The organism is Shewanella khirikhana (assembly GCF_003957745.1).
In the GTDB taxonomy this organism is placed as follows: Bacteria; Pseudomonadota; Gammaproteobacteria; order Enterobacterales; family Shewanellaceae; genus Shewanella; species Shewanella khirikhana.
The window spans coordinates 4,147,127-4,168,656 of sequence record NZ_CP020373.1 but is presented as its reverse complement, the minus strand read 5'-3'; the positions used below and the strand labels follow the sequence as shown (position 1 = coordinate 4,168,656).

The following is a 21,530-nucleotide window of genomic DNA, read 5'->3' as shown; positions in this document are numbered from 1 at the left end:
TGCTTTTGGCATTCCCTTGTTGTGGGGCACTTTTTCGTTGTTCGAGGAATTGTCGCACAATTCCTTCGCGCTGACACTCATTCGAATTCGTCGAATTTGAGGACGATTTGCCCCTGGGTAAGCGTTGCCAGATCCCGGTTCAAATCCGCCAGATTCGCTTTGGGCAATTGCAGTTGCAGCGTGACCTTGCCGCCAAAATCCCGCTCGAGAATATCGCCGCCGTGTTTGCCCAGCAGATACTCGATATCCGCAAGCTGCCCATAGTCGCAGCAAAGACGGGAAGGATATTTAAGCTCCCGCAGCTGAGTTGGCAAATCAGGCAGTGCCTTTTTGATGCCCGAGGTATAGGCCCGAACCAGACCGCCCACCCCGAGTTTGGTGCCGCCGTAATAACGCACCACCACGGCACAAACCTCTCCCAACCCGGAGCCTTGCAGGGTGGCCAGCATAGGCCGACCGGCACTGCCGGAAGGCTCGCCATCATCGCTGGAACCTATGGCAACGCTGTTATCCGGCGCCGCCGCAATATAAGCCCAGCAGTAATGACTTGCACCAGGGTAGCGGCTTTTCACGTCAGTGAGCACTGACTTCAAATCGATTTCACTGCTGCAATGACTCAGAACCGTGATAAAGCGGCTGGCCTTGATTTCTTCTTCAAACACCAGCTCGCCCGCCGGAATGGGGTACTTCTCTGCCACTATCAGTTAAGTCCCAGATCCCGGGTCATGTTCTCGTTGCGTTCCTGATGCACAATCACATTATCCTCAATGCGAATGCCACCGAAGGGGCGCAGGGTGTCGACCATGTCCCAATTCACCAGGGCGCTGCGTCCATCATTTTTCAGGGCCGCCAGCAAAGAGTCGATGATGTAAAAACCGGGCTCAATGGTCAGCACCTGCCGCGGTGTCAGTATCCGGGTACAGCGCAAAAACGGATGTTCTGCGGGCGCTGCCAGATGGGTGCCTCGCTCGTCGTTGGCAAACCCGGCCACATCATGCACCTGCAGCCCCAGCATATGGCCAAGACCGTGGGGGAAAAACGCCGAGGTAACGCCCTGCTCGACCAGTGCGTCCTTATCTCCGCTGGCGATGTTCATTTCCAACATCAGCGCCGCCAGTTTGTCGTGGGTCGCCAGATGCAGCTCGGTAAAGCGCATGCCGGGGCGGATAAGCTCCACCAGTTCCCGTTGCAGCTTGTCCATGGCTTTGATTAAGTCGTCAAAGGCGTTCTTTTCAAACGCATAGGTACGGGTAATGTCGGAGGCATAGCCGTGGAAAGAGGCACCGGCATCAATCAAAAACGACAGCCGCTGCGCCGGATTGCTGTGCTCAAGCGCGGTGTAATGCAAAATAGCGGCGTTCTGATTGAGGGCGATAATATTGCCGTAGGGCACATCGTTCTCGCCCTGACCTATGGCCGACAGATACTGCTGCTGGATCTCAAACTCACTGGCGCCTTTATAAAAGGCTTCCCGCGCGGCATTGTGACCAATCACCGCAATGCGGTTGGCTTCACGCATACACTCAAGCTCGTAGTCGGTCTTAAAGCTGCGATGCCAGTGCAGGTAGTTCATCACCCCATCGGGGTTACGGCTCTTGAAGCCAAGTACATCGGCCACGTCCAGGTGCTCGCCAATGTAGGCCCAGCCATCGAGGTTTTTCGGCAGCAGGTCGGCCACTTTTTCGGCCTTGGTCAGCAGCTTGATATCAAAATGCTCGGTCCAGAAACTCTCGGGCACATCACTCACCTTGTGCCAAAAATCTTCGGGGCGATAAAACACCAGCACCGGTTTTTCCTGACCGTTGGTCAGAATCCAGCAGTTGGGATTATCCAGCACCGGCAGCCAGGCCTTGAAGTGGGGATTTACCTTGAAGGGATAGTTAATGTCATCGAGAAACTGGCGACGATACTGACCCGAATGAATAGCCAGTCCCTGCAGCTGCTCGCGGGCCAGCACATCGGCTACCCGGCGGGTTTGTTCCTGAATATGGTTGACGTACAGCGGGGCCAAATTTTCCATCATGTTCCATCCTCTGTGCTCATTACACCAACCGGCGGAAATTTGAAAAATCATATCCCAAACACCGTCTTGGCGAACTATTCTGTTTGCTGTGCAGTGTATCACAAAGGGTAAAAATCCTCCTCGCCGCCAAACAATTAAACGATCGTTTTAATTGGGTGTTGTAATTTTTGTTTTTTGGACGCACACTGGCAAACAAATGGTCAAATGATGGCCGCTATTGCTGTGAAAAAAGGAGAGTCCGTCGTCAGATGGATTCCTGACCAAAAAGGAAAGCAAGCACATGATCTACCAAAGCCCTACAATCCAGGTCGAATTGACCGGTGACAAGATTGCCCGGCTGTGTTTTAACGCACCCGGCTCGGTCAACAAGTTCGATCGTGAAACCCTCGCCGCCCTCGACGCTGCTCTTGACGCCATCAAGGCCTCCGACGCCAAAGCTGCCCTGCTGACCTCAGGCAAAGATACCTTTATCGTTGGCGCCGACATTACCGAATTCCTCGCCCTGTTTGCCGAAGAAGACGCCAAGCTGCAAGCATGGCTCGAGCAGGCCAATGTGGTGTTCAACAAGCTTGAAGACTTGCCTTTCCCCACTGCCTCAGCCATCAAGGGCTTTGCCCTGGGCGGCGGCTGTGAAACCATTCTGGCCACCGACTTCCGTATCGCAGATACCACCGCCAAGATTGGTCTGCCCGAGACCAAACTCGGTATCATCCCAGGCTTTGGCGGTACAGTGCGCCTGCCTCGCATCATAGGTGCCGATAACGCGCTGGAATGGATCACCACCGGCAAAGATCAGCGTCCTGAAGATGCCCTGAAAGTTGGCGCCATCGACGCAGTCACAGCGCCGGATGCTCTGGAAGCCGCAGCAACCCAAATGCTGAAAGATGCCATCGATGGCAAGCTCGACTGGCAAGCGCGCCGCGCCCGTAAGCAGTCGCCGCTGACGCTGCCGAAGCTCGAAGCCATGATGTCATTCACCACCGCCAAAGGCATGGTCTACGCCGTGGCCGGTAAGCATTACCCTGCGCCAATGGCCGCCGTGAGTGTGGTTGAAAAGGCTGCCGGCATGAGCCGCGCCGACGCGCTGCAGGTTGAACATCAAGCCTTTATTCAATTGGCCAAAACCGATGTAGCCACCGCGCTGATTGGTATCTTCCTTAACGATCAGGTTGTAAAAGGCAAAGCCAAGAAGGCCGGCAAACTCGCCAAAAACGTGAACCAGGCTGCCGTACTCGGCGCCGGTATCATGGGTGGCGGTATCGCCTATCAAAGTGCCAGCAAGGGCACCCCAATTGTGATGAAAGACATCAACCAGGCCGCTCTGGATCTGGGTCTGAACGAAGCCGCCAAGCTGCTTACCGCTCAGGTTTCCCGTGGTCGCTCCACGCCGGAGAAAATGGCCAAGGTGCTGAATAACATCACCCCTGCGCTGGACTACGCCCCCATTAAAGATGCCGCCGTGGTAGTTGAAGCCGTGGTGGAAAATCCAAAAGTGAAATCTGCGGTGCTGGCCGAGGTAGAAGGTCTGGTGGCTGACGACGCCATCATCGCCTCCAACACCTCGACCATCTCCATCGATTTCCTGGCCAAGAGCCTGAAGAACCCTGCGCGCTTCTGCGGCATGCACTTCTTTAATCCAGTACACAAGATGCCACTGGTGGAAGTGATCCGCGGTAAAGACACCAGCGAAGAAACCGTTGCCACTGTTGTTGCTTACGCCAGCAAGATGGGCAAGACCCCAATCGTGGTGAACGACTGCCCGGGCTTCTTCGTAAACCGCGTGCTGTTCCCCTACTTTGCAGGCTTTAATGGTCTGCTGGCCGACGGTGGCGACTTCGCAGCCATCGATAAGGTGATGGAAAAGCAATTCGGCTGGCCAATGGGCCCGGCTTACCTGCTCGACGTTGTGGGCCTGGACACAGGTCACCACGCTCAGGCGGTGATGGCCGAAGGCTTCCCTGATCGCATGGGCAAGTCCGGCAAAGATGCCATCGACGTCATGTACGAAGCCGGTCGCCTGGGCCAGAAAAATGGCAAGGGCTTCTATCAGTACAGCATCGATAAGCGCGGCAAGCCGAAGAAGGATGTGGACCCGGCTTCCTACGCTATGCTGGCCGAAGCCTTTGGCGAGCAGAAAGCCTTTGATGCCGATGAGATCATCGCCCGCACCATGATCCCCATGATCATCGAAACCGTTCGTTGTCTCGAAGAAGGTATTATCGCCAGCCCGGCCGAAGCCGATATGGGTCTGGTATATGGCCTTGGCTTCCCTCCATTCCGTGGCGGCGTGTTCCGCTATCTGGATACCATGGGCGTAGCCAACTTCGTGGCACTGGCCGATAAATATGCCCATCTGGGCGGCCTGTATCAGGTCACAGACGCCATGCGCGCTCTCGCGAGCAGCAATGGCAGCTACTATCCAAAGGCCTGATTAGGGAAGGAACATCAAAATGAAACAAGCCGTTATCGTAGATTGCATCCGTACCCCCATGGGCCGCTCCAAGGGTGGTGTATTCCGTAATGTTCGTGCCGAGACCCTGTCTGCCGAGCTGATGAAAGCTCTGCTGCTGCGCAATCCCGGTCTGGATCCCAACAGTGTTGAAGACGTGATTTGGGGCTGTGTGCAGCAAACCCTGGAACAGGGCTTTAACATTGCCCGTAACGCCTCGCTGCTGGCCGGCATCCCCAAGACTGCCGGTGCCGTTACCGTTAACCGCCTGTGTGGCTCTTCCATGGAAGCCCTGCATCAGGCCTCCCGCGCCATCATGACCGGCATGGGCGACACCTTTATCATCGGTGGTGTTGAGCACATGGGCCACGTGCCGATGAACCATGGTGTTGACTTCCACCCAGGCCTCGCCGCCAATGTGGCCAAGGCCTCTGGCATGATGGGTCTGACCGCCGAGATGCTGGGCAAGCTGCACGGCATCAGCCGTGAAATGCAGGACCAGTTCGCCGTGCGTTCACACCAGCGCGCCCACGCCGCAACCCTCGAAGGTCGCTTCGCTAAAGAGATTTATGCCATCGAAGGCCACGACGCCAACGGCGGCCTGATCAAAGTCGATTACGACGAAGTTATCCGCCCCGAGACGTCTCTGGAGTCACTGGCCAGCCTGCGCCCTGTGTTCGACCCAGCCAATGGCACAGTGACCGCCGGTACTTCTTCTGCGCTGTCTGACGGTGCTGCCGCCATGCTGGTGATGGAAGAAGAAAAAGCCCGCGCCCTCGGTCTGCCAATTCGCGCCCGCGTGCGCTCCATGGCCGTTGCCGGTTGCGATGCCGCCATCATGGGTTACGGCCCTGTTCCTGCCACCCAAAAAGCATTGGCCCGCGCCGGTCTCAGCATCCAGGACATGGATGTGATTGAGCTGAACGAAGCCTTTGCCGCTCAGTCTCTGCCATGCGTAAAAGACCTTGGGCTGATGGACGTAGTGGAAGATAAGGTGAACCTCAACGGCGGCGCTATCGCCCTGGGCCACCCACTGGGCTGCTCCGGTGCCCGTATCTCCACCACCCTGATCAACCTGATGGAACACAAGGATGCCACCCTCGGTTTGGCGACCATGTGTATCGGTCTGGGTCAGGGTATTGCGACTGTGTTTGAGCGGGTGTAACCCGCACTTTTGCTAACAAAAAGCCGACCATTGGGTCGGCTTTTTTTATGTTTCACGTGAAACCTCGCTTTCAGCTAACTCAGGTTTTGAAGCTTCCGCTGATGGCTTTTAAGTCCAGCGCCAACTCACTCAGCCGCGCCGATGCAACTGCGGTCTGCTCGGAACTGGCGGCATTCACCGAGGCCGAATCACTTATCACCGCCAGGCTCTGGCTTATCTCCTCGGCCGCCAGCGTTTGTTGTCCTGCCGCTGTGGCAATCTGCTCAGCGTTGGCGGCTATGGACTCAATCTCAATATGTGTATTGCGAATCGCCTCGGCGGTCGACTCGGCGCTGCTGACAGTCTGCTTCAGGTGCTCGGTGCTTTGGGCCATCACGCCTACCGCGTTTTGCGTGCCTTGCTGCAGTAACTCAATCATCTGCTCGATGTCCTGGGTAGACTGAGCCGTTTTCTGCGCCAGCTGCCGCACTTCATCGGCTACTACTGCAAAGCCGCGACCCTGCTCACCCGCCCTGGCCGCCTCAATGGCAGCGTTCAGAGCCAGCAGATTGGTCTGGTCGGCAATGCCCCGGATCACCTCAAGCACCTTACTGATGCCCTGGCTTTGGGATTCGGCATTGCGGATAACATCGGTCGCCTCAGTTATCGCCGACGCCAGGCCATTGATGGTGCCTATGTTGCTGCGCACCTGTTGATCGGCGATTTGCGACAACCCATAGGCCGCCTGAGTTGAATCGGCGACCTGACGGGCGTTATTGGCAACCTCGGCAATAGTGGCACTCATCTCGTGAATCGAAGCCGATACCCGCTCGATGTTGGATTGTTGCTGGAACAGGCTTTGATTGGTTTCTTCGCTGGCAACTCGGGTTTGCTCAGAGGCCGCCGAAAGCTGTGCAGTAATACCGACCATCCGCGACACAATATCGCGCAAGTTGTGAGACATGGTCTCCATAGCGAGGTAAACACCTGTCTTGTTACCCTTGCAAAAATCGATGGCCAAATCCCCTTTGGCAACCCGCTCTGAAATATGCTGCATTACCGCCGGTTCGCCCCCCAAAGGACGCAAAACTGAGCGCAGGATCAGCACCGCAAATCCGAGCACCACCAACACAGAAATCCCCAAAGCTATCCACAGGCTATTTTTAATAGCCACAACAGATTCCAGCGCTTCTGCCTCATCGATTTCCACAATCATCGCCCAGCGAATTTTACCGCTGAGATCAGGCGAAATTGGCTTGTATGCTGAGAGCACCTGATTGCCATTGTAATCGACGATAATTTCCATACCCTCTGACCCCCTCAGAGCCGTTTTCGAGGCCTTGGTATTCACGCCATTGGCTTCTACGGTACCGGCGAAGCTCGCCCTTACAGAACGGCCGTGAGAATCCAGAAAGGAGTCAGAACGCATACGGTAATCACTGCCAACCAGATAACTTTCGCCGGAATCACCCATGCCGGCTCTTTGCATCATCAAATGGTTTATCTTATCGATGGAAAGCTGCAGTGCGGCCACAGCAACCAGCTTACCGTTAAGCCAGACAGGCGCGCCGATAAAGGCAGCAGGCTCGCCCCGACTTGGTGCATAGGGCGCGAAGTCCACCATTTCAGCCTGCTGGCTGGCAATGACCCGTTGAAACAAGCTGGCCAGGTTCGAGTCCTGAAACGGCCCCGACACCAAGTTGGTACCATAGTCAGCTTCCCTCGCCTGGGTGTAGACCAGCGTGCCCTGCGGATCGATTACAAATACGTCGTAATAGCCATATTCGGCGGCCATCTTGTCGAAGTATTCATGATGTGTATGGGCAGTAGTTTTAAGCGTCGCACCATTGCTGTAGCTCAGCATGTCCGACACCGCCGTTGATAACATGGCGAGATCGGCGCGGGTGTCATTGAAGTAATCTTCAATCTGGTTTTGTTTGAGTTGTTGAACTGCCACAAGCTTGTTGAAAGCTTGCTCGGTCATGGCTGACTCGGCAAGACGTTGCACAACAAATCCGGTTACTAACAGTGGAACCAGACCTATTGCCAACAGCCCATACCATAAAGTTTTCCTGAAGGAGAGTATTTGCATAAGGTATTGATGATATTGGTTATTATTATTCCGGCGCACCCTAGCACACCGCTTGAGTCTGACAACGAATTTTCTGCTATGCCTTATACAAAGAACTGATTTGGGCTAATTTATAGGCGGAATCCTTCGTTAAACGGCGGCATTTTAGACATTATCCCTTAAGCCGAAATGAAAGTTTTGGAAGGTTCCAATAATGATGTTCCACGTGAAGCATCCAAGCCCACATTTTATGGCTCGCTGACTTGGTGATTCAGTGACCGTGGAGTAACATTAGCGTCGACTGTTACACCCTGAGAAAGAGCAAATGACTGATATTTTCGCCACTGCTAACAAAGAACTGGACGCCCTCGGATTACGATGCCCCGAGCCAGTGATGATGGTGCGTAAAACGGTGCGCCATATGGCTGATGGTGAAACCTTGCTGATCATCGCCGATGACCCGGCTACCACCCGCGATATTCCCAGCTTCTGCGAGTTTATGGATCACACCCTGGTGGCCAGTGATACCTCAGTTACTCCTTACCGCTACCTCATCAAAAAAGGGCTCTAGTCGAGCTCTGATGATTATTATTTGAAACAGAAATGAGGTTTTCCTGATCTGCAATTTGTGAGATAACACAAGCTGTTCCAACCAGCCTTGGGCATTCATTTTCTGCCCGGCCTTATCTCAATAACTATAACGATTAGGAAACCCGAATGTTCAAGACCCGTCTGCACCCCAGCGTGATTGCGGTGGCTTTGGCGTTTACGCCTGCCGCTTTTGCCAGTGACGAAGCCGAAACCTGGCAAGTCAATGCACCCCAAAATGCCCCTCTCGAAAAAGTCAGCGTGGATGTCAACGAAGGCACCTGGATGAACCTGAGCCTTAGCCCGGATGGCAAATACATAGTGTTTGACCTGCTGGGTGATATCTACCGCATCCCCGCCAAAGGTGGCGAGGCCGAAGTACTGGCCAGCGGTATCGCCTGGCAGATGCAGCCTGTTTATAGCCCGGATGGCAAATACATCGCATTCACGTCAGATCAGGATGGCGGCGATAATCTATGGGTAATGGATGCCGATGGCAAAAATGCCCGCGCCGTCACCAAAGAAACCTTCCGGCTAATCAACAGCCCGGCCTGGAGCCCTGACTCTCAATACCTTGTCGGTCGCAAGCATTTTACCGCCAGCCGCAGCCTTGGCGCCGGTGAAGTCTGGCTGTACCACATCACAGGTGGCGAAGGTGTGAAGCTCACTGAGCGTCCAAACGATCAAAAAGACCTGGGCGAACCCGCCTACTCTCCCGATGGCCGCTATATCTATTTCAGCCAGGATGCGACTCCGGGTAAAACCTTCCACTACTCCAAAGACTCAGTGAAAGGTATCTACAAGATTAAACGCTACGATACCCAAACCGGCGATATCGAAGTACTGATTGAAGGCACCGGCGGTGCCATTCGTCCAACACCAAGCCCAGATGGCAAAAAGCTGGCATTTATCCGCCGTGATGGTTTCCAATCTACTCTCTACTTGTTGGATTTAGAGTCTGGTGAGAAGCGTAAGCTTTACGGTGAACTCGACCGCGACATGCAGGAAACCTGGGCGATTCATGGGGTGTACCCCACCATGGCCTGGGATAAAGACAGTGAAGATCTGCTGTTTTGGGCCAAGGGCAAAATCCAGCGACTCAGTGTTGCCAGCAACAAGGTCACTGAAATTCCGTTCCACGTAAAAACCCAGATGGATATCCAGCCTTCGGTGCGATTCACCCAAAATCTGGATCAGGACAAGTTTGATGTGAAAATGCTGCGCATGGCGCAGGTATCACCCGACGGTAAACAGGTAGTGTATGAAGCCCTTGGAAAACTGTGGCTGAAGTCATTACCGGATGGCAAAGTCAGCCGCCTAACCAAACTTGCCGACGAAGTTGCTGAGCTATACCCAACCTGGTCCCGTGATGGCAAGCAATTGGCCTTCACCACCTGGAACGACAAAGATCAGGGTACGGTACAGGTTATTAGCCTTAGTGGCCGCAAGCTCACCAAGATTAGTGAGCACCCAGGTAAATACGTCGAGCCGGTGTTCTCACCCAAGGGTGATACTCTGGTGTACCGCAAAGCTAGTGGTGGCTATATTACCCCTCCCACCTGGTCGAATGATCCAGGCCTTTATAAGGCCGACATCAAATCCAGGAAGAACACGCGCATCAGTGCCATGGGTTTCCAACCTCAGTTTGGCGCCGATAATGAGCGGGTTTACTTTATGGAAAGTGGCGAGACGCCGCAGTTCTCATCCATCAACATGAATGGATTCGAGAAGCGCACTCACTACACCAGCAAGCATGCGACCGAATTCCGAATCTCTCCCGATGGTGAGCAACTGGCCTTTGCCGAGCGCTTCAAGGTTTTTGTTACCCCCTTCGCCAAGCATGGTGAGACCATTGAAATTGGTCCCAAGGCCAGCAACCTGCCAGTGACTCAACTGAGTGTTCGTGCCGGCGAAAGCCTGAGCTGGAACAGCAAGAGCAACCAGCTTTATTGGACCCTTGGTCCAGAGCTATATCAAATGCCGGTTGATCCCAGCTACGCCAAAGTCGAAGACAAAGACGCCAAGGTTGAACCTAAGATCACCCAAATCGGCTTTGAGAAGCAGGCAGATGTTCCACGTGGAACCATTGCCTTTGTCGGCGGCAAGGTAATTACCATGGAAAATGACCAGGTAATCGACAACGGCGTGGTGATAGTAACGGATAACAAAATTTCAGCTGTAGGCAGCAAAGACGCAGTAACCATTCCTGCATCGGCTGAAGTTATCAATATCAGCGGCAAGAGCATTATGCCAGGCCTGTTCGATGCCCACGCCCACGGTTCTCAGGGTGAAGATGAAATCATTCCTCAGCAGAACTGGAACCTCTATGCAGGCCTGTCGCTGGGTGTAACCAGCATCCATGACCCATCAAACGACACTACCGAAATCTTTGCCGCATCTGAGCAGCAAAAGGCCGGTAAGATCGTGGGCCCGAGGATCTTCTCAACCGGTACCATTCTGTACGGCGCCAACCTGCCCGGCTACACCAGCCACATCGACTCGGTTGACGATGCCAAGTTCCACCTGGAACGCCTGAAAAAAGTTGGTGCATTCAGCGTGAAAAGCTACAACCAGCCGCGCCGTAACCAGCGCCAACAGGTGATAGCGGCTGCCCGCGAGTTGGAAATGATGGTAGTGCCGGAAGGCGGCAGCTTGCTGCAGCACAACCTCACCATGATTGCCGATGGCCACACCACCATAGAGCACTCTCTGCCGGCTGGTGCCATCTACAACGACATCAAGCAGTTCTGGAGCCAAACCAAGGTTGCCTACACACCTACTCTGGTCGTGGCCTATGGCGGTATCTCCGGTGAGAACTATTGGTACGACAAGACCGAGGTATGGGCTCATCCACGTCTGTCCAAGTACGTACCGAGCGACCTACTGGAAGCGCGTTCCATGCGTCGCCCTACTGCACCGGATGGGCACTATAACCACTTCAATGTGGCTCGCGTAGCCAAAGAAGTGAATGATTTGGGCATAGTGCCAAACATTGGTGCCCACGGTCAGCGCGAAGGCTTGGCGGCCCATTGGGAAATGTGGATGTTTGCCCAGGGTGGCATGAGCAATATGGACGTGCTGAAAACAGCTACCATCAATCCTGCCAAAACCTTCGCCATGGATCATCAGCTGGGTTCAATCAAGGCTGGCAAACTCGCCGACCTTATCGTTATTGATGGTGACCCGCTGGCCGATATCCGCGTGACCGATAAGGTGACCCATACCATGGTCAACGGTAAGCTGTTTGACGCCGAAACCATGAACCAACTCAATGGTGACAAGCGCAAACGCCAACCCTTCTTCTTTGAGAAAATCTGACGTTAGCGCCTAAAGAAAACGCCTGAACAAAAAAGGTGTTCCACGTGGAACACCTTTTTTATTACCGGAAATCAGCCAGTAGCTTGTGGCACTAAAAATTCTTACTGCGGGTAACAGTGGCAATCTGTGGTGTGGTCATTCACCATGCCGACCGCCTGCATAAAGGCATAGCAAATGGTGGGGCCGACGAAGTTAAAGCCCAGTTTCTTAAGCGCCTTCGACATGGCTTCCGATTCCGCAGTCTGGGCCGGTACCTCTGAAATGGACGCAAACCGATTGACCTTGGGTGCGCCACCAACAAAACTCCACAAAAACGCAGAGAAGTCATTCCCGGCATCAACGTAACTCAGATAGGCGCGGGCGTTGCGGATAATGGAGTTCACCTTGGCACGGTTACGGACTATGCCCGGGTTTTGCAGCAGTTCTTCAACCTTGGCGTCATCGAAGCGAGCAATGATAGCGGGTTCAAAATCGGCGAAGGCAGCCTCGTAACTGGCCTGCTTTCTGAGGATGGTAATCCAGGACAATCCAGCCTGCTGACCATCGAGACAAAGCTTAGCAAACAGCTCTTTGGCATCGTAAACCGGCCTGCCCCATACCTCATCGTGATACTGCTGGTACTGAGCATCATCGCTGACCCAAGCGCATCTCACTTTGTTATCTGCCATTCAAAGTCCCTATTTAGCCGTAAATTCGCTCAAAAATAGCCTACATAAGCACAGATCTACAAGGTATAATCGAACCCATTTTCTATTTTCAGCTGACAGCAGTAGACATGACGACGAAATACGACGTAAAGACATTCCAGGGCTTTATTTTGACCCTGCAGGATTACTGGGCTCAGCAAGGCTGTGCCATTGTCCAACCACTGGATATGGAAGTCGGTGCCGGCACCTTCCACCCTCAGACCTTCCTGCGCGCCCTCGGCCCTGAGCCCATGAGCAGCGCCTATGTGCAGCCTTCACGCCGCCCTACCGATGGTCGCTACGGTGAAAACCCGAACCGCTTGCAACACTACTACCAGTTCCAGGTCGTATTGAAGCCATCCCCTGACAACATTCAGGAACTCTACTTAGGCTCGCTGCAAGCCCTGGGTATCGACACCCAAATCCACGACATCCGCTTCGTTGAAGACAACTGGGAATCGCCAACACTGGGCGCCTGGGGTCTGGGCTGGGAAGTGTGGCTCAACGGCATGGAAGTGACTCAGTTCACCTACTTCCAGCAAGTGGGCGGCATCGAATGCAGCCCAGTGACCGGTGAAATCACCTATGGTCTTGAGCGTCTGGCTATGTACATCCAGGGCGTAGACAGCGTTTACGATCTGGTCTGGACCGATGGCCCCATGGGCCGCATCACCTACGGCGATGTGTTCCACCAGAACGAAGTAGAACAGTCTACCTATAACTTTGAGCACGCCGATGTGGACTTCCTGTTCGGCATGTTCGACCAATGCGAAAAAGCCTGTCAGCATTTGTTGTCATTGGAAACTCCTCTGCCTCTGCCCGCTTACGAGCAAGTCATGAAGGCCTCACACGCGTTCAACCTGCTGGATGCCCGTCACGCAATCTCTGTGACCGAGCGTCAGCGCTACATTCTGCGTGTGCGCACCATGGCCAAGGCAGTTGCCGAAGCCTATTACAAGGCCCGCGAAGCCCTCGGCTTCCCGATGTGCAAATAAGAGGAAGATTAAATGAAATTCGAAAACCTGCTCATCGAAATCGGTACCGAAGAGCTGCCACCGAAGGCGCTGCGCACCCTGGCCGAATCCTTTCAGGCCAACTTCAGCGAAGAACTGACCAAGGCCGAACTGCCATTTGAATCTATCGAATGGTATGCCGCTCCACGTCGTCTGGCCCTGTACGTTAAGGGCCTGGCGACCGCTCAGGAAGACAAAGTCGTTGAAAAGCGAGGCCCTGCCGTGCAGTCCGCTTTCGATGCCGAGGGTAACCCCACCAAGGCCGCCGAAGGCTGGGCCCGTGGTAACGGTATTACCGTAGCCGAAGCTGAGCGTCTGGCCACTGACAAAGGCGAATGGCTGGTTTATCGTGCCAATGTTGCCGGTGAGCCTACAGCTGCTTTGGTGCCTGCCATGACCCAGCGCGCACTCGACAAGCTGCCTATCCCCAAGCCAATGCGCTGGGGCAGCAACAGCACTCAGTTTATCCGCCCCGTGCACACAGTTACCCTGCTGCTTGGCAGCGAACTGATTGCCGGTGAAGTGCTGGGCATCCAGTCTGACCGCATCATTCGCGGCCACCGCTTTATGGGCGAATCCAGCTTTAGCCTGGATCATGCCGATAACTACCTGGCTGCCCTGAAAGAGCGCGGTAAAGTCATCGCCGACTACCAGGCCCGTAAAGCCCTCATCAAGATTGATGCCGAAAAGGCCGCTGCCGAGATTGGTGGCAACGCCGACATCGAAGAAAGCCTGCTTGAAGAGGTGGCTTCACTGGTTGAATGGCCAGTGGTACTCACCGCCCACTTCGAAGACAAGTTCCTGGCCGTTCCTGCCGAAGCGCTGGTGTACACCATGAAGGGCGACCAGAAGTACTTCCCAGTGTTCTCAAACGAAGGCAAGCTGCTGCCAAACTTCATCTTTGTGGCCAATATTGAGTCCAAAGATCCGGCGCAAATCATTGCCGGTAACGAGAAGGTAGTTCGTCCACGTCTGGCCGACGCCGAATTCTTCTTTAACACCGACAAGAAGCACACCCTTGCAAGCCGCCTGGCGAGCCTGGAAACCGTGGTATTCCAAAAGCAACTTGGCACCCTGAAAGACCGCGCCGAGCGTATCTCTGCCCTCGCCGGCTTTATCGCAGGTCAGATTGGCGCCAGCAGCGAAGACGCCGCCCGTGCCGGTCTCCTGTCAAAGTGCGACCTGATGACCAACATGGTGATGGAATTCACCGACACCCAGGGCACCATGGGCATGCACTATGCGCGCCTCGACGGTGAAGCCGAAGCCGTTGCTGTGGCACTGGAAGAGCAATACAAGCCCAAGTTCAGTGGCGACAGCGTGCCTAGCGCCGGTGTTTCCTGCGCCGTGGCGCTGGCCGAGAAGCTCGACACCCTGTCTGGCATCTTCGGTATCGGTCAGGCACCTAAAGGCGCTGCAGACCCGTTCGCACTGCGCCGCGCCGCCATTGGTGTGCTGCGTATTATCGTAGAAAACAAATTGCCGCTGGATCTGGTTGATTTGATTGCCAAAGCAGTCGAATTGCACGGCGCCAACCTCAGCAATGCCCAGGCAGCCGATGAAGTGCTCGAGTTCCTGATGGCCCGCTTCCGCGCCTGGTATCAGGACAAAGGCATCAGCACCGACGTTATCCTCGCCGTGCTGGCCCGTCGTCCAACCCGCCCTGCGGATTTTGATGACCGTATCCTGGCGGTAAGCCACTTCCGCACCCTGGAGCAGGCCGCAGCGCTGGCCGCCGCCAACAAGCGTGTGTCCAACATTCTGGCTAAAGTGGAAGGTGAACTGCCAAGCAGCATCAATGCTGCACTGCTGAGCGAAGCCGCTGAAAAGGCGCTGGCCGCCAAGCTTGCGGAAGTAACACCTGTGATTGCCCCGCTGTTTGCTGCCGGTAACTACCAACAGGCACTGACCGAACTGGCTGCCCTGCGTGAGAGCGTGGATCAGTTCTTCGAAGACGTGATGGTCATGGCCGACGACCAGGCACTGCGTAACAACCGTCTGGCACTGCTTGGCAACCTGCGCGACCAGTTCCTGCACGTCGCCGACATTTCTCTGCTTCAGTAATGCTGCAGTAGCGAATGCCCGTCATAAAAAAACGCGCCTCAGGGCGCGTTTTTTATTGCCAAACTTACTGACAGCTACATTTTGTCAAACCTCAGCTTGCCAGCTGCAACAGCTTTTCGTGCAGGTCATCGAAGGTCTCTCTGTCCATGCCGATTCGCTCCAGCAAAGTAACAAGTTGAGTCTCATCAATACGCTCGGCCTGCCACAGCATGGAACATTCGCTGATATGGTTTGCAGTCCAAATGGCCTTGGGCAAAGGATCTGTGGGCATATTGTGTGGATTGGCCAGCGCCGCCAGAGAGCGGGCAAACAAAGGTGGTAACTGCCAGCTTCGCACCAGCACAGCACTGAGCAGCAGTGACTTTGAAGTCATTACCTGACGAAAGAGCCAGGATCTGGGCTGCTCGCCGGGTTCTGCCTTGGCGAATGCATCAATAAGCATCTGAAATATAGCGATTTTACCAACATCATGTAGCAAGCCGAGCATAAATGCCGTGTCCTGCTCTTCGCGGGTCAGTTCAGACGCCAGATAGGCCACCTGTAATGAATGACGCCATACCTCAGAGCCAAAGCGTCTGTAGTAAATTGGTTTAATTTCAATCACTTCACGCACGCGCACGCTGGTAACAAATCGTCGAAGCTGTTCGCGCCCCAGGGTCACCACGGCCTGCTGTAAACTGGTGATATCCTTGCTGCTGCGTCTGAAGGCGGGGGAATTACAGAGTTTCAGCACTTCGGCGCTCAGCACTGGGTCACGCTTGATGTACTTGAGCACCTCGTCGGTGTCCACCTCAGGATTGGCCAGTTGTTTGTCGAGCTCAATGATATCGTGCGGCAGCTTCAAGACCTTATCGGCAATCACGCTGGGCTGAGCCAATGCCTGTTCGACATTGGCCATCACCTCCTTTTCGAGGTTGTTGGCTATCCCCCCAGTGTCTTTGCCCCCGGCAAACAGCAAGCTGTAAAACAGTGCGGTAACGTCCACTGTTGGGCTATGGGCCTCCTCCCTGGCCTGCTCTGCCACCACGGCCAACGAACTGCGCACCTGCGCTCTGGCCACCGCTTCGGCGGTTTTTGCTGCCAGACCTTCACCACTTAAACTGCGTGGTCGCTCGACGATGGTGTTGTCCCTGATATTAAAGAGCTTATTAAAAAGCCGCATAAAAAAACTGCCCCTGACTTAAATCGCTGAGATTGTCTCGTGGCCCACAGAACCCGGGCTGAAAAAACATTTGGCAGGCATCTATCAATACTAGGCGCTGAGCCCAAATTTGCCAGTTAACCCAAGGCCTTCCTGCCCGGCCAGGCAAATTTGATACACACCTTAATCGCCGCTTAATAAATGGCGAAAACACCAACATTTTCGCAGCAATTCATTGACATGACAGAGGCCATTTTTTAGGGTCGAATGATACCTGTTAATCGGCAAAAACATCATGCCCAATCAGCCATTTCCGGACATTGCCTTACTGGGTGAACATCACCTGCTGCTAACACTGGCAAAGACCGGCTGTTCCGCCTCAACACTTGCCAATCAGGCAAAGATTTGGGCGTTGGCGCAGGAATGCCGCAGCAGAGGCGGGCTGACCGATATAACCCCCGGCATGAACAACCTCACCCTGTGCCTGGATGCCAATCAGGACCCCAACAGCTGGCAGCAGTGGCTGCAGAATATTTGGCCCCGTCTGCCGGTTGAAATTCCGGATGGGCGCCTGCATCGGGTACCCGTGCGTTACGGCAATGACTATGGCCCGGACCTGGAAGCCGTGGCCCGCTTCCACCACACATCCGCCGAAGAGATTATCCGCGCCCACTGTGCCACCGAGTATCGGGTAATGTTTTTAGGGTTTCTGCCGGGGTTTGCCTATTTGTCCGGGCTGCCAAGCCAGTTGCACACACCCAGGCTGGATGTGCCACGGCAACAGGTGCCCGCCGGCAGCGTGGGGATTGGCGGCGCCCAAACCGGCATCTACCCCTGTCAGGCTCCGGGCGGCTGGCAACTGATAGGTCGGACTGAGTTGCCGCTGTTTGATGCCAAACAGGAGCCTCCGTGCCGTTTTGCACCGGGCGACCGGATCCAGTTTGTCAGGGAGGTTTCCTGATCATGTTGGAAGTGCTGCAGGCAGGCATTCAAACCACGGTACAGGATCTCGGCCGCAGCGGCGTTGCCCATCTGGGCCTGCCCCGCAGTGGCGCGCTGGACCGTCAGGCTCTGCTGCTCGCCAACCGGTTGCTGGGGAATCCGGATAACACTGCTGGCCTCGAGTTTGCTCTCGGTCAGTCGAGTCTTAGATTTAATCGCGATGCCTGGATTGCGCTTACAGGTGCCGACTTCGATGCCCGAATCGATGCCAAGCCGGTCTGGAGCGGCTGGCGCAGCCTGATTAAAGCCGGACAGACACTTAGCCTACGCGGCCCAAAGGCAGGAATGCGAGCCTATTTGGCGGTGGACGGCGGTATTCAGGTGCCCCTGTTTATGGGCTCGGCCAGCACAGATTTATCCAGTGGCCTGGGCGGCCTTGAAGGACGAGCACTGAGGTCCGGCGACCGACTTGAGCTTGGGCCAGAACGGCCGCTGAAGCATCAGGTAGGCGCTATGCAAAGCCCCTGGGACAATCAGATAAGGGTGTTGCCAGGGCCGCAATATCCCCTGCTCGCCGAAACCTCAATACTCACAGAGTCAACGTGGCAATTACAGCCAAGCAGCAATCGTATGGGTGCCAGATTGACGGGGCCAGCGCTGCGCCTGAAGGCGCCGCTGGAGATGGCCTCCCAGGGCGTGTTCCCCGGGGTCATTCAACTGCCGCCATCGGGACAACCCATAGTGCTGTTAAACGATGCACAAACCACCGGCGGTTATCCGATTGTGGCCACAGTGATTGAGGCCGATCTGTGGAAACTCGCCCAGGCTCGGCCAGGGCAATCACTGCAATTTGTGTTGGTCGACCGCGCAGAAGCGCTGGCGGCCTGTGAACGCTGGAAACAGTATTTTTATCGCCTCGGCCGTGCCCTGGGCAGCGGAGAAGCCCATGTCTAATCTTCAGTTAAACGCCGATGTGGGCGAAGGTTATCCTTTTGATGCCGAGATTCTCGCGCTGGTGGATGCCGCCAACATTGCCTGTGGTGGCCACGCCGGCGACTCAGACAGCATGCGCGCCACGGTAAAGCTTGCCATGGCAAACGGCTGCCTGATTGGCGCCCATCCGTCATTCCCCGATAGAGTCAACTTTGGCCGCTTGCCGATGAACATGGATGCCACCGAGCTGACCACCAGCCTTATCGCCCAAATCCAGGCCCTGAAGCAGATTTGCGATGAAGAAGGCGCTGCGATGTTTCACGTGAAACCCCATGGCGCACTCTACAATCAGGCCGCTTTCGATAAAGAGTTGGCCACATGCCTTATCGAGGCGATACAGGCCGTCGACTCCGGGCTGGTATTAATGGGGTTGGCGGCAAGCCCGCTGCTGCAATGGGCCAGTGAGGCAGGCCTTAAGGTGCAGGCGGAGGCCTTTGCTGACCGCCGCTACGAGGCCGACGCGACCCTGGTGTCGCGGCAAAAACCGGGGGCCGTGATCCACAACCAAGTCGAAGCGCTGGCACAGGTGCAGGCGCTAATGTCGGGCAAGCTCACCAGTATCGATGGCACCCCACTCAGGCTAAGGGCCGACACCCTGTGCCTGCACGGTGACAATCCCGAGGCGCTGCAGTTTGCCCGCCGCATACGGGCATTGCAGGAGGCAAGCCATGCTGAATGAGCTGCTCGCCCTCAACTACTGGCCGCTGATCGGCATACCCGTGGTGGTGCTGGGCTTCGCATTGAGATTCAACCCCTTGCTGGTTGTTACCCTCGCGGGGCTGATTACCGGCTGGGCCGTTGGCATGGATGCCGCGACTTTGCTGGAGACCTTTGGCGAGAAGTTTCTCTCCAGCCGCCAGTTGGCGTCTTTTTTACTGATCCTGCCGGTGATAGCGCTACTGGAGCGGCACGGCCTCAGGGAGCGTGCCAAGGGCTGGATTGCCACCATCAAAAGCGCCACCACGGCGCGCATTTTGTCGCTCTACTTTGTGGTGCGCGAAGCCAGTGCCGCGCTGGGGCTGTTAAGCCTTGGTGGCCATGCCCAAACGGTGAGACCGCTGCTGGCCCCCATGGCCGAAGCCGCCGCCATCAATGCCTACGGGCCACTGCCCAAACCCATTCGCGACAAAATCGCTGCCCACGCCGCAGCCTGTGACAATGTGGCCATGTTCTTTGGTGAAGACATCTTTATCGCCTTCGGCGCCGTGCTGTTGATGGATGCCTTTCTCAAAGAAAATGGCATCCACGGCATCGAACCTTTGCACATCGGCCTGTGGGCAATCCCCACCGCCGTCGCGGCGCTGATTATTCATCTGTTCCGGCTCTCAAGGCTGGAAGCCGGCATTCGCCGCGATATCGCCCAATGGCAAGCGAAGGAAGATGCCAATCAGCAGGAGGCCGAAGCATGAGCCTTATCAGTATCGACGATATCTATCTGCTGATTGGGCTGGTGGTGGCCATTTTGGTGATACTGACCCTGAAAGACAAACAACATCCCAAACGGCTGACCACGGCCCTGTTTTGGGGTCTGTTTGGCAGCCTGTTCCTGTTTGGCGATCTGGCGGTAGATACCCTGGGCGCCAAACTGGCGCACCAGATTGCCGGCGCCATGGTGATTGGCATCGCCTTGCTGGCAGGAATGGGCTGGGTCAGCCTAGGCAGCTATCAGGAAACCAGCCCGGCGCAGAAAGCGGCCAGCGCCGAGCGGCTGGGTAATCGCATCTTTTTGCCGGCACTGCTTATCCCCCTGCTGACGGTAGCGGCTACCCTGCTGCTTGCTGGAGTCAGCGTCGGTGATGTGCTCCTGCTCGACCCCAAACATCAAACCCTGGCGGCACTGGCGCTGGCATGCGGCATCGCCCTGCTGGTGGGCTGGCGTCTGACCGGCGATAACCCGCTCAAGGCGGTGGCCGAGTCGCGCCGACTGGTAGACAGCATCGGCTGGGCCGCGATTCTGCCACAAATGTTGGCTATGCTTGGTGGAGTGTTTGTCGTGGCGCAAACCGGCGACAGCATCAAGGCGCTGGTCAGTTTGTTTGTAGACCCCAATAATCGCTTTGGACTGGTGGTTATTTACTGTGTGGGCATGGCGCTGTTTACCATGATCATGGGCAATGCCTTTGCCGCCTTCCCGGTGATGACCGCCGGTATCGCCCTGCCGTTTTTGATTGAGGGTCAAGGCGCCAGCCCGGCGCCCCTGATGGCCATTGGCATGTACTCGGGTTATTGTGGCACCCTGATGACGCCCATGGCTGCCAACTTCAATATAGTGCCGGCAGCGCTGCTCGACCTCGACGACAAGTATCAGGTCATCAAGGTGCAGATCCCTACGGCGCTGGCGCTGCTGACAACCAACATATTCCTGATGTATTTCATCGTTTTTGACTGAGCGAGCCCATTATGAAACCCGTGCCACTGATTTTGCTCACCGGATTTGAACCCTTTGGCGGCGAGGTAATTAACCCATCCTGGGAAGCAGTAAAAAACCTCGATGGCGAGCTTATCTGCCGCCACAGGATCAAGGCCATCAAGCTGCCCTGCGTATTCCACGATGCGCTCAGCCAGCTGACCGAGGCCATTGAGTACCACCAGCCAGCTCTGGTGCTGTGTGTTGGTCAGGCAAGCGGACGTAGTGAGCTGACCCTAGAGCGTATCGGCATCAATATCGACGATGCCCGTATTGCCGATAATCGAGGCCAGCAGCCCATCGATGAACCCGTGATAGCCGAGGGTCCGGCGGCCTACTTTGCCACCCTGCCCATCAAGGCCATGGTGCGCGACCTGCGCGAAGCCGGGATCCCTGCGGCCGTGTCCAATACCGCCGGCACCTTTGTCTGCAACCATGTGCTCTATGGCATGCTGCATCAGCTAAGCCAAACCCCTGAATGCCGCGGCGGCTTTTTGCATATTCCGCTGGCACCCGAACAAGCCTCACGGCTGCCGGGCACGCCATCAATGGCGCTGGAAACCGTTATCCACGGCCTGCGACTGATGCTGGCCACAGCCGTCACCACGGCCACCGACATCCACGAGAGCGCAGGACTGACCCACTGATGGCCTTCTTCGGCAAATACTTTTACCTGCTGGCTTTAGGCGCA

At 55.6% G+C, this 21,530-nt stretch carries 17 protein-coding genes; 12 read left to right on the top strand and 5 right to left on the bottom strand.

Annotated elements, in window-relative coordinates; all coding sequences use genetic code 11:
• Positions 1-77: 77 nt before the first annotated feature.
• Both STH12_RS18310 and pepQ read right to left on the bottom strand, forming a co-directional pair.
• Complete coding sequence (locus tag STH12_RS18310) at positions 78-698, bottom strand: YigZ family protein (RefSeq protein WP_126168887.1); 621 nt, start codon at positions 696-698, stop codon at positions 78-80.
• A 2-nt stretch (positions 699-700) separates the two neighbouring features.
• Positions 701-2,020 carry a Xaa-Pro dipeptidase gene (gene pepQ / locus STH12_RS18305; protein WP_126169580.1) on the bottom strand — a complete coding sequence of 440 codons (1,320 nt, stop codon included), beginning with the start codon at positions 2,018-2,020 and terminating at the stop codon, positions 701-703.
• A 283-nt stretch (positions 2,021-2,303) separates the two neighbouring features.
• On the opposite strand from pepQ, the gene fadB reads away from it, so the two are divergent.
• Positions 2,304-4,454 carry a fatty acid oxidation complex subunit alpha FadB gene (fadB, locus tag STH12_RS18300; RefSeq protein ID WP_126168886.1) on the top strand — a complete coding sequence of 717 codons (2,151 nt, stop codon included), beginning with the start codon at positions 2,304-2,306 and terminating at the stop codon, positions 4,452-4,454.
• 19 nt (positions 4,455-4,473) lie between these two features.
• The gene (gene fadA, locus STH12_RS18295) at positions 4,474-5,637 is read left to right on the top strand and encodes an acetyl-CoA C-acyltransferase FadA (RefSeq protein ID WP_126168885.1); all 1,164 of its coding nucleotides are present in this window, start codon (positions 4,474-4,476) and stop codon (positions 5,635-5,637) included.
• A 79-nt stretch (positions 5,638-5,716) separates the two neighbouring features.
• Here the strand turns inward: fadA and STH12_RS18290 are convergent, their stop codons facing one another.
• The gene (locus STH12_RS18290; protein WP_164551251.1) at positions 5,717-7,624 is read right to left on the bottom strand and encodes a methyl-accepting chemotaxis protein; all 1,908 of its coding nucleotides are present in this window, start codon (positions 7,622-7,624) and stop codon (positions 5,717-5,719) included.
• 388 nt (positions 7,625-8,012) lie between these two features.
• Here STH12_RS18290 and tusA point away from each other — a divergent pair, with 388 nt between their 5' ends.
• A complete protein-coding gene (tusA, locus tag STH12_RS18285) occupies positions 8,013-8,258 on the top strand; it encodes a sulfurtransferase TusA (RefSeq protein ID WP_126168883.1) in 246 nt (81 codons plus the stop codon).
• A 146-nt stretch (positions 8,259-8,404) separates the two neighbouring features.
• A complete protein-coding gene (locus STH12_RS18280) occupies positions 8,405-11,593 on the top strand; it encodes an amidohydrolase family protein (RefSeq protein ID WP_126168882.1) in 3,189 nt (1,062 codons plus the stop codon).
• A 101-nt stretch (positions 11,594-11,694) separates the two neighbouring features.
• Here the strand turns inward: STH12_RS18280 and STH12_RS18275 are convergent, their stop codons facing one another.
• On the bottom strand, positions 11,695-12,261 hold the full coding sequence (locus STH12_RS18275) for a DNA-3-methyladenine glycosylase I (RefSeq protein WP_126168881.1): 567 nt from the start codon (positions 12,259-12,261) through the stop codon (positions 11,695-11,697).
• Positions 12,262-12,368: 107 nt separating this feature from the next.
• On the opposite strand from STH12_RS18275, the gene glyQ reads away from it, so the two are divergent.
• Both glyQ and glyS read left to right on the top strand, forming a co-directional pair.
• Complete coding sequence (glyQ, locus tag STH12_RS18270; protein WP_126168880.1) at positions 12,369-13,274, top strand: glycine--tRNA ligase subunit alpha; 906 nt, start codon at positions 12,369-12,371, stop codon at positions 13,272-13,274.
• 12 nt (positions 13,275-13,286) lie between these two features.
• Positions 13,287-15,356: a glycine--tRNA ligase subunit beta gene (glyS, locus tag STH12_RS18265; protein WP_126168879.1), complete on the top strand. Its 2,070-nt coding sequence runs from the start codon at positions 13,287-13,289 to the stop codon at positions 15,354-15,356.
• A gap of 91 nt (positions 15,357-15,447) precedes the next feature.
• Here the strand turns inward: glyS and STH12_RS18260 are convergent, their stop codons facing one another.
• Positions 15,448-16,518 (bottom strand): HDOD domain-containing protein, encoded by a 1,071-nt coding sequence (locus STH12_RS18260; protein WP_126168878.1) that lies wholly within the window; start codon positions 16,516-16,518, stop codon positions 15,448-15,450.
• Positions 16,519-16,792: 274 nt separating this feature from the next.
• Here STH12_RS18260 and pxpB point away from each other — a divergent pair, with 274 nt between their 5' ends.
• The 6 genes from pxpB to pcp are packed head-to-tail and all read left to right on the top strand — an operon-like array spanning position 16,793 to position 21,486.
• On the top strand, positions 16,793-17,458 hold the full coding sequence (pxpB, locus tag STH12_RS18255; protein WP_126168877.1) for a 5-oxoprolinase subunit PxpB: 666 nt from the start codon (positions 16,793-16,795) through the stop codon (positions 17,456-17,458).
• 2 nt (positions 17,459-17,460) lie between these two features.
• Positions 17,461-18,393, top strand: a complete 933-nt coding sequence (locus STH12_RS18250; RefSeq protein ID WP_126168876.1) for a 5-oxoprolinase subunit C family protein — start codon at positions 17,461-17,463, stop codon at positions 18,391-18,393.
• Entirely contained in the window at positions 18,386-19,111 is a 726-nt protein-coding gene (pxpA, locus tag STH12_RS18245) for a 5-oxoprolinase subunit PxpA (protein ID WP_126168875.1), read from the top strand. Before STH12_RS18250 ends, pxpA begins: the two co-directional genes overlap by 8 nt.
• Positions 19,101-19,841, top strand: coding sequence for a DUF969 domain-containing protein (locus STH12_RS18240; RefSeq protein WP_126168874.1), 741 nt, complete (start codon positions 19,101-19,103; stop codon positions 19,839-19,841). Before pxpA ends, STH12_RS18240 begins: the two co-directional genes overlap by 11 nt.
• Positions 19,838-20,821 carry a DUF979 domain-containing protein gene (locus STH12_RS18235; RefSeq protein ID WP_126168873.1) on the top strand — a complete coding sequence of 328 codons (984 nt, stop codon included), beginning with the start codon at positions 19,838-19,840 and terminating at the stop codon, positions 20,819-20,821. The genes STH12_RS18240 and STH12_RS18235 overlap by 4 nt, the downstream gene beginning before the upstream one ends.
• Positions 20,822-20,832: 11 nt before the next feature.
• A complete protein-coding gene (gene pcp / locus STH12_RS18230; protein WP_126168872.1) occupies positions 20,833-21,486 on the top strand; it encodes a pyroglutamyl-peptidase I in 654 nt (217 codons plus the stop codon).
• Positions 21,487-21,530: the final 44 nt, after the last annotated feature.

Bases quoted from the DNA above. Each gene is read 5' to 3' on its own strand.
- STH12_RS18280 (WP_126168882.1), top strand. From the start codon at position 8,405: ATGTTCAAGACCCGTCTGCACCCCAGCGTGATTGCGGTGGCTTTGGCG.
- fadA (WP_126168885.1), top strand. From the start codon at position 4,474: ATGAAACAAGCCGTTATCGTAGATTGCATCCGTACCCCCATGGGCCGC.
- STH12_RS18235 (WP_126168873.1), top strand. From the start codon at position 19,838: ATGAGCCTTATCAGTATCGACGATATCTATCTGCTGATTGGGCTGGTG.
- pepQ (WP_126169580.1), bottom strand. From the start codon at position 2,020: ATGGAAAATTTGGCCCCGCTGTACGTCAACCATATTCAGGAACAAACC.
- STH12_RS18240 (WP_126168874.1), top strand. From the start codon at position 19,101: ATGCTGAATGAGCTGCTCGCCCTCAACTACTGGCCGCTGATCGGCATA.
- pcp (WP_126168872.1), top strand. From the start codon at position 20,833: ATGAAACCCGTGCCACTGATTTTGCTCACCGGATTTGAACCCTTTGGC.
- STH12_RS18260 (WP_126168878.1), bottom strand. From the start codon at position 16,518: ATGCGGCTTTTTAATAAGCTCTTTAATATCAGGGACAACACCATCGTC.
- pxpB (WP_126168877.1), top strand. From the start codon at position 16,793: ATGCCCAATCAGCCATTTCCGGACATTGCCTTACTGGGTGAACATCAC.
- STH12_RS18250 (WP_126168876.1), top strand. From the start codon at position 17,461: ATGTTGGAAGTGCTGCAGGCAGGCATTCAAACCACGGTACAGGATCTC.
- fadB (WP_126168886.1), top strand. From the start codon at position 2,304: ATGATCTACCAAAGCCCTACAATCCAGGTCGAATTGACCGGTGACAAG.
- glyS (WP_126168879.1), top strand. From the start codon at position 13,287: ATGAAATTCGAAAACCTGCTCATCGAAATCGGTACCGAAGAGCTGCCA.
- glyQ (WP_126168880.1), top strand. From the start codon at position 12,369: ATGACGACGAAATACGACGTAAAGACATTCCAGGGCTTTATTTTGACC.
- STH12_RS18275 (WP_126168881.1), bottom strand. From the start codon at position 12,261: ATGGCAGATAACAAAGTGAGATGCGCTTGGGTCAGCGATGATGCTCAG.
- pxpA (WP_126168875.1), top strand. From the start codon at position 18,386: ATGTCTAATCTTCAGTTAAACGCCGATGTGGGCGAAGGTTATCCTTTT.
- tusA (WP_126168883.1), top strand. From the start codon at position 8,013: ATGACTGATATTTTCGCCACTGCTAACAAAGAACTGGACGCCCTCGGA.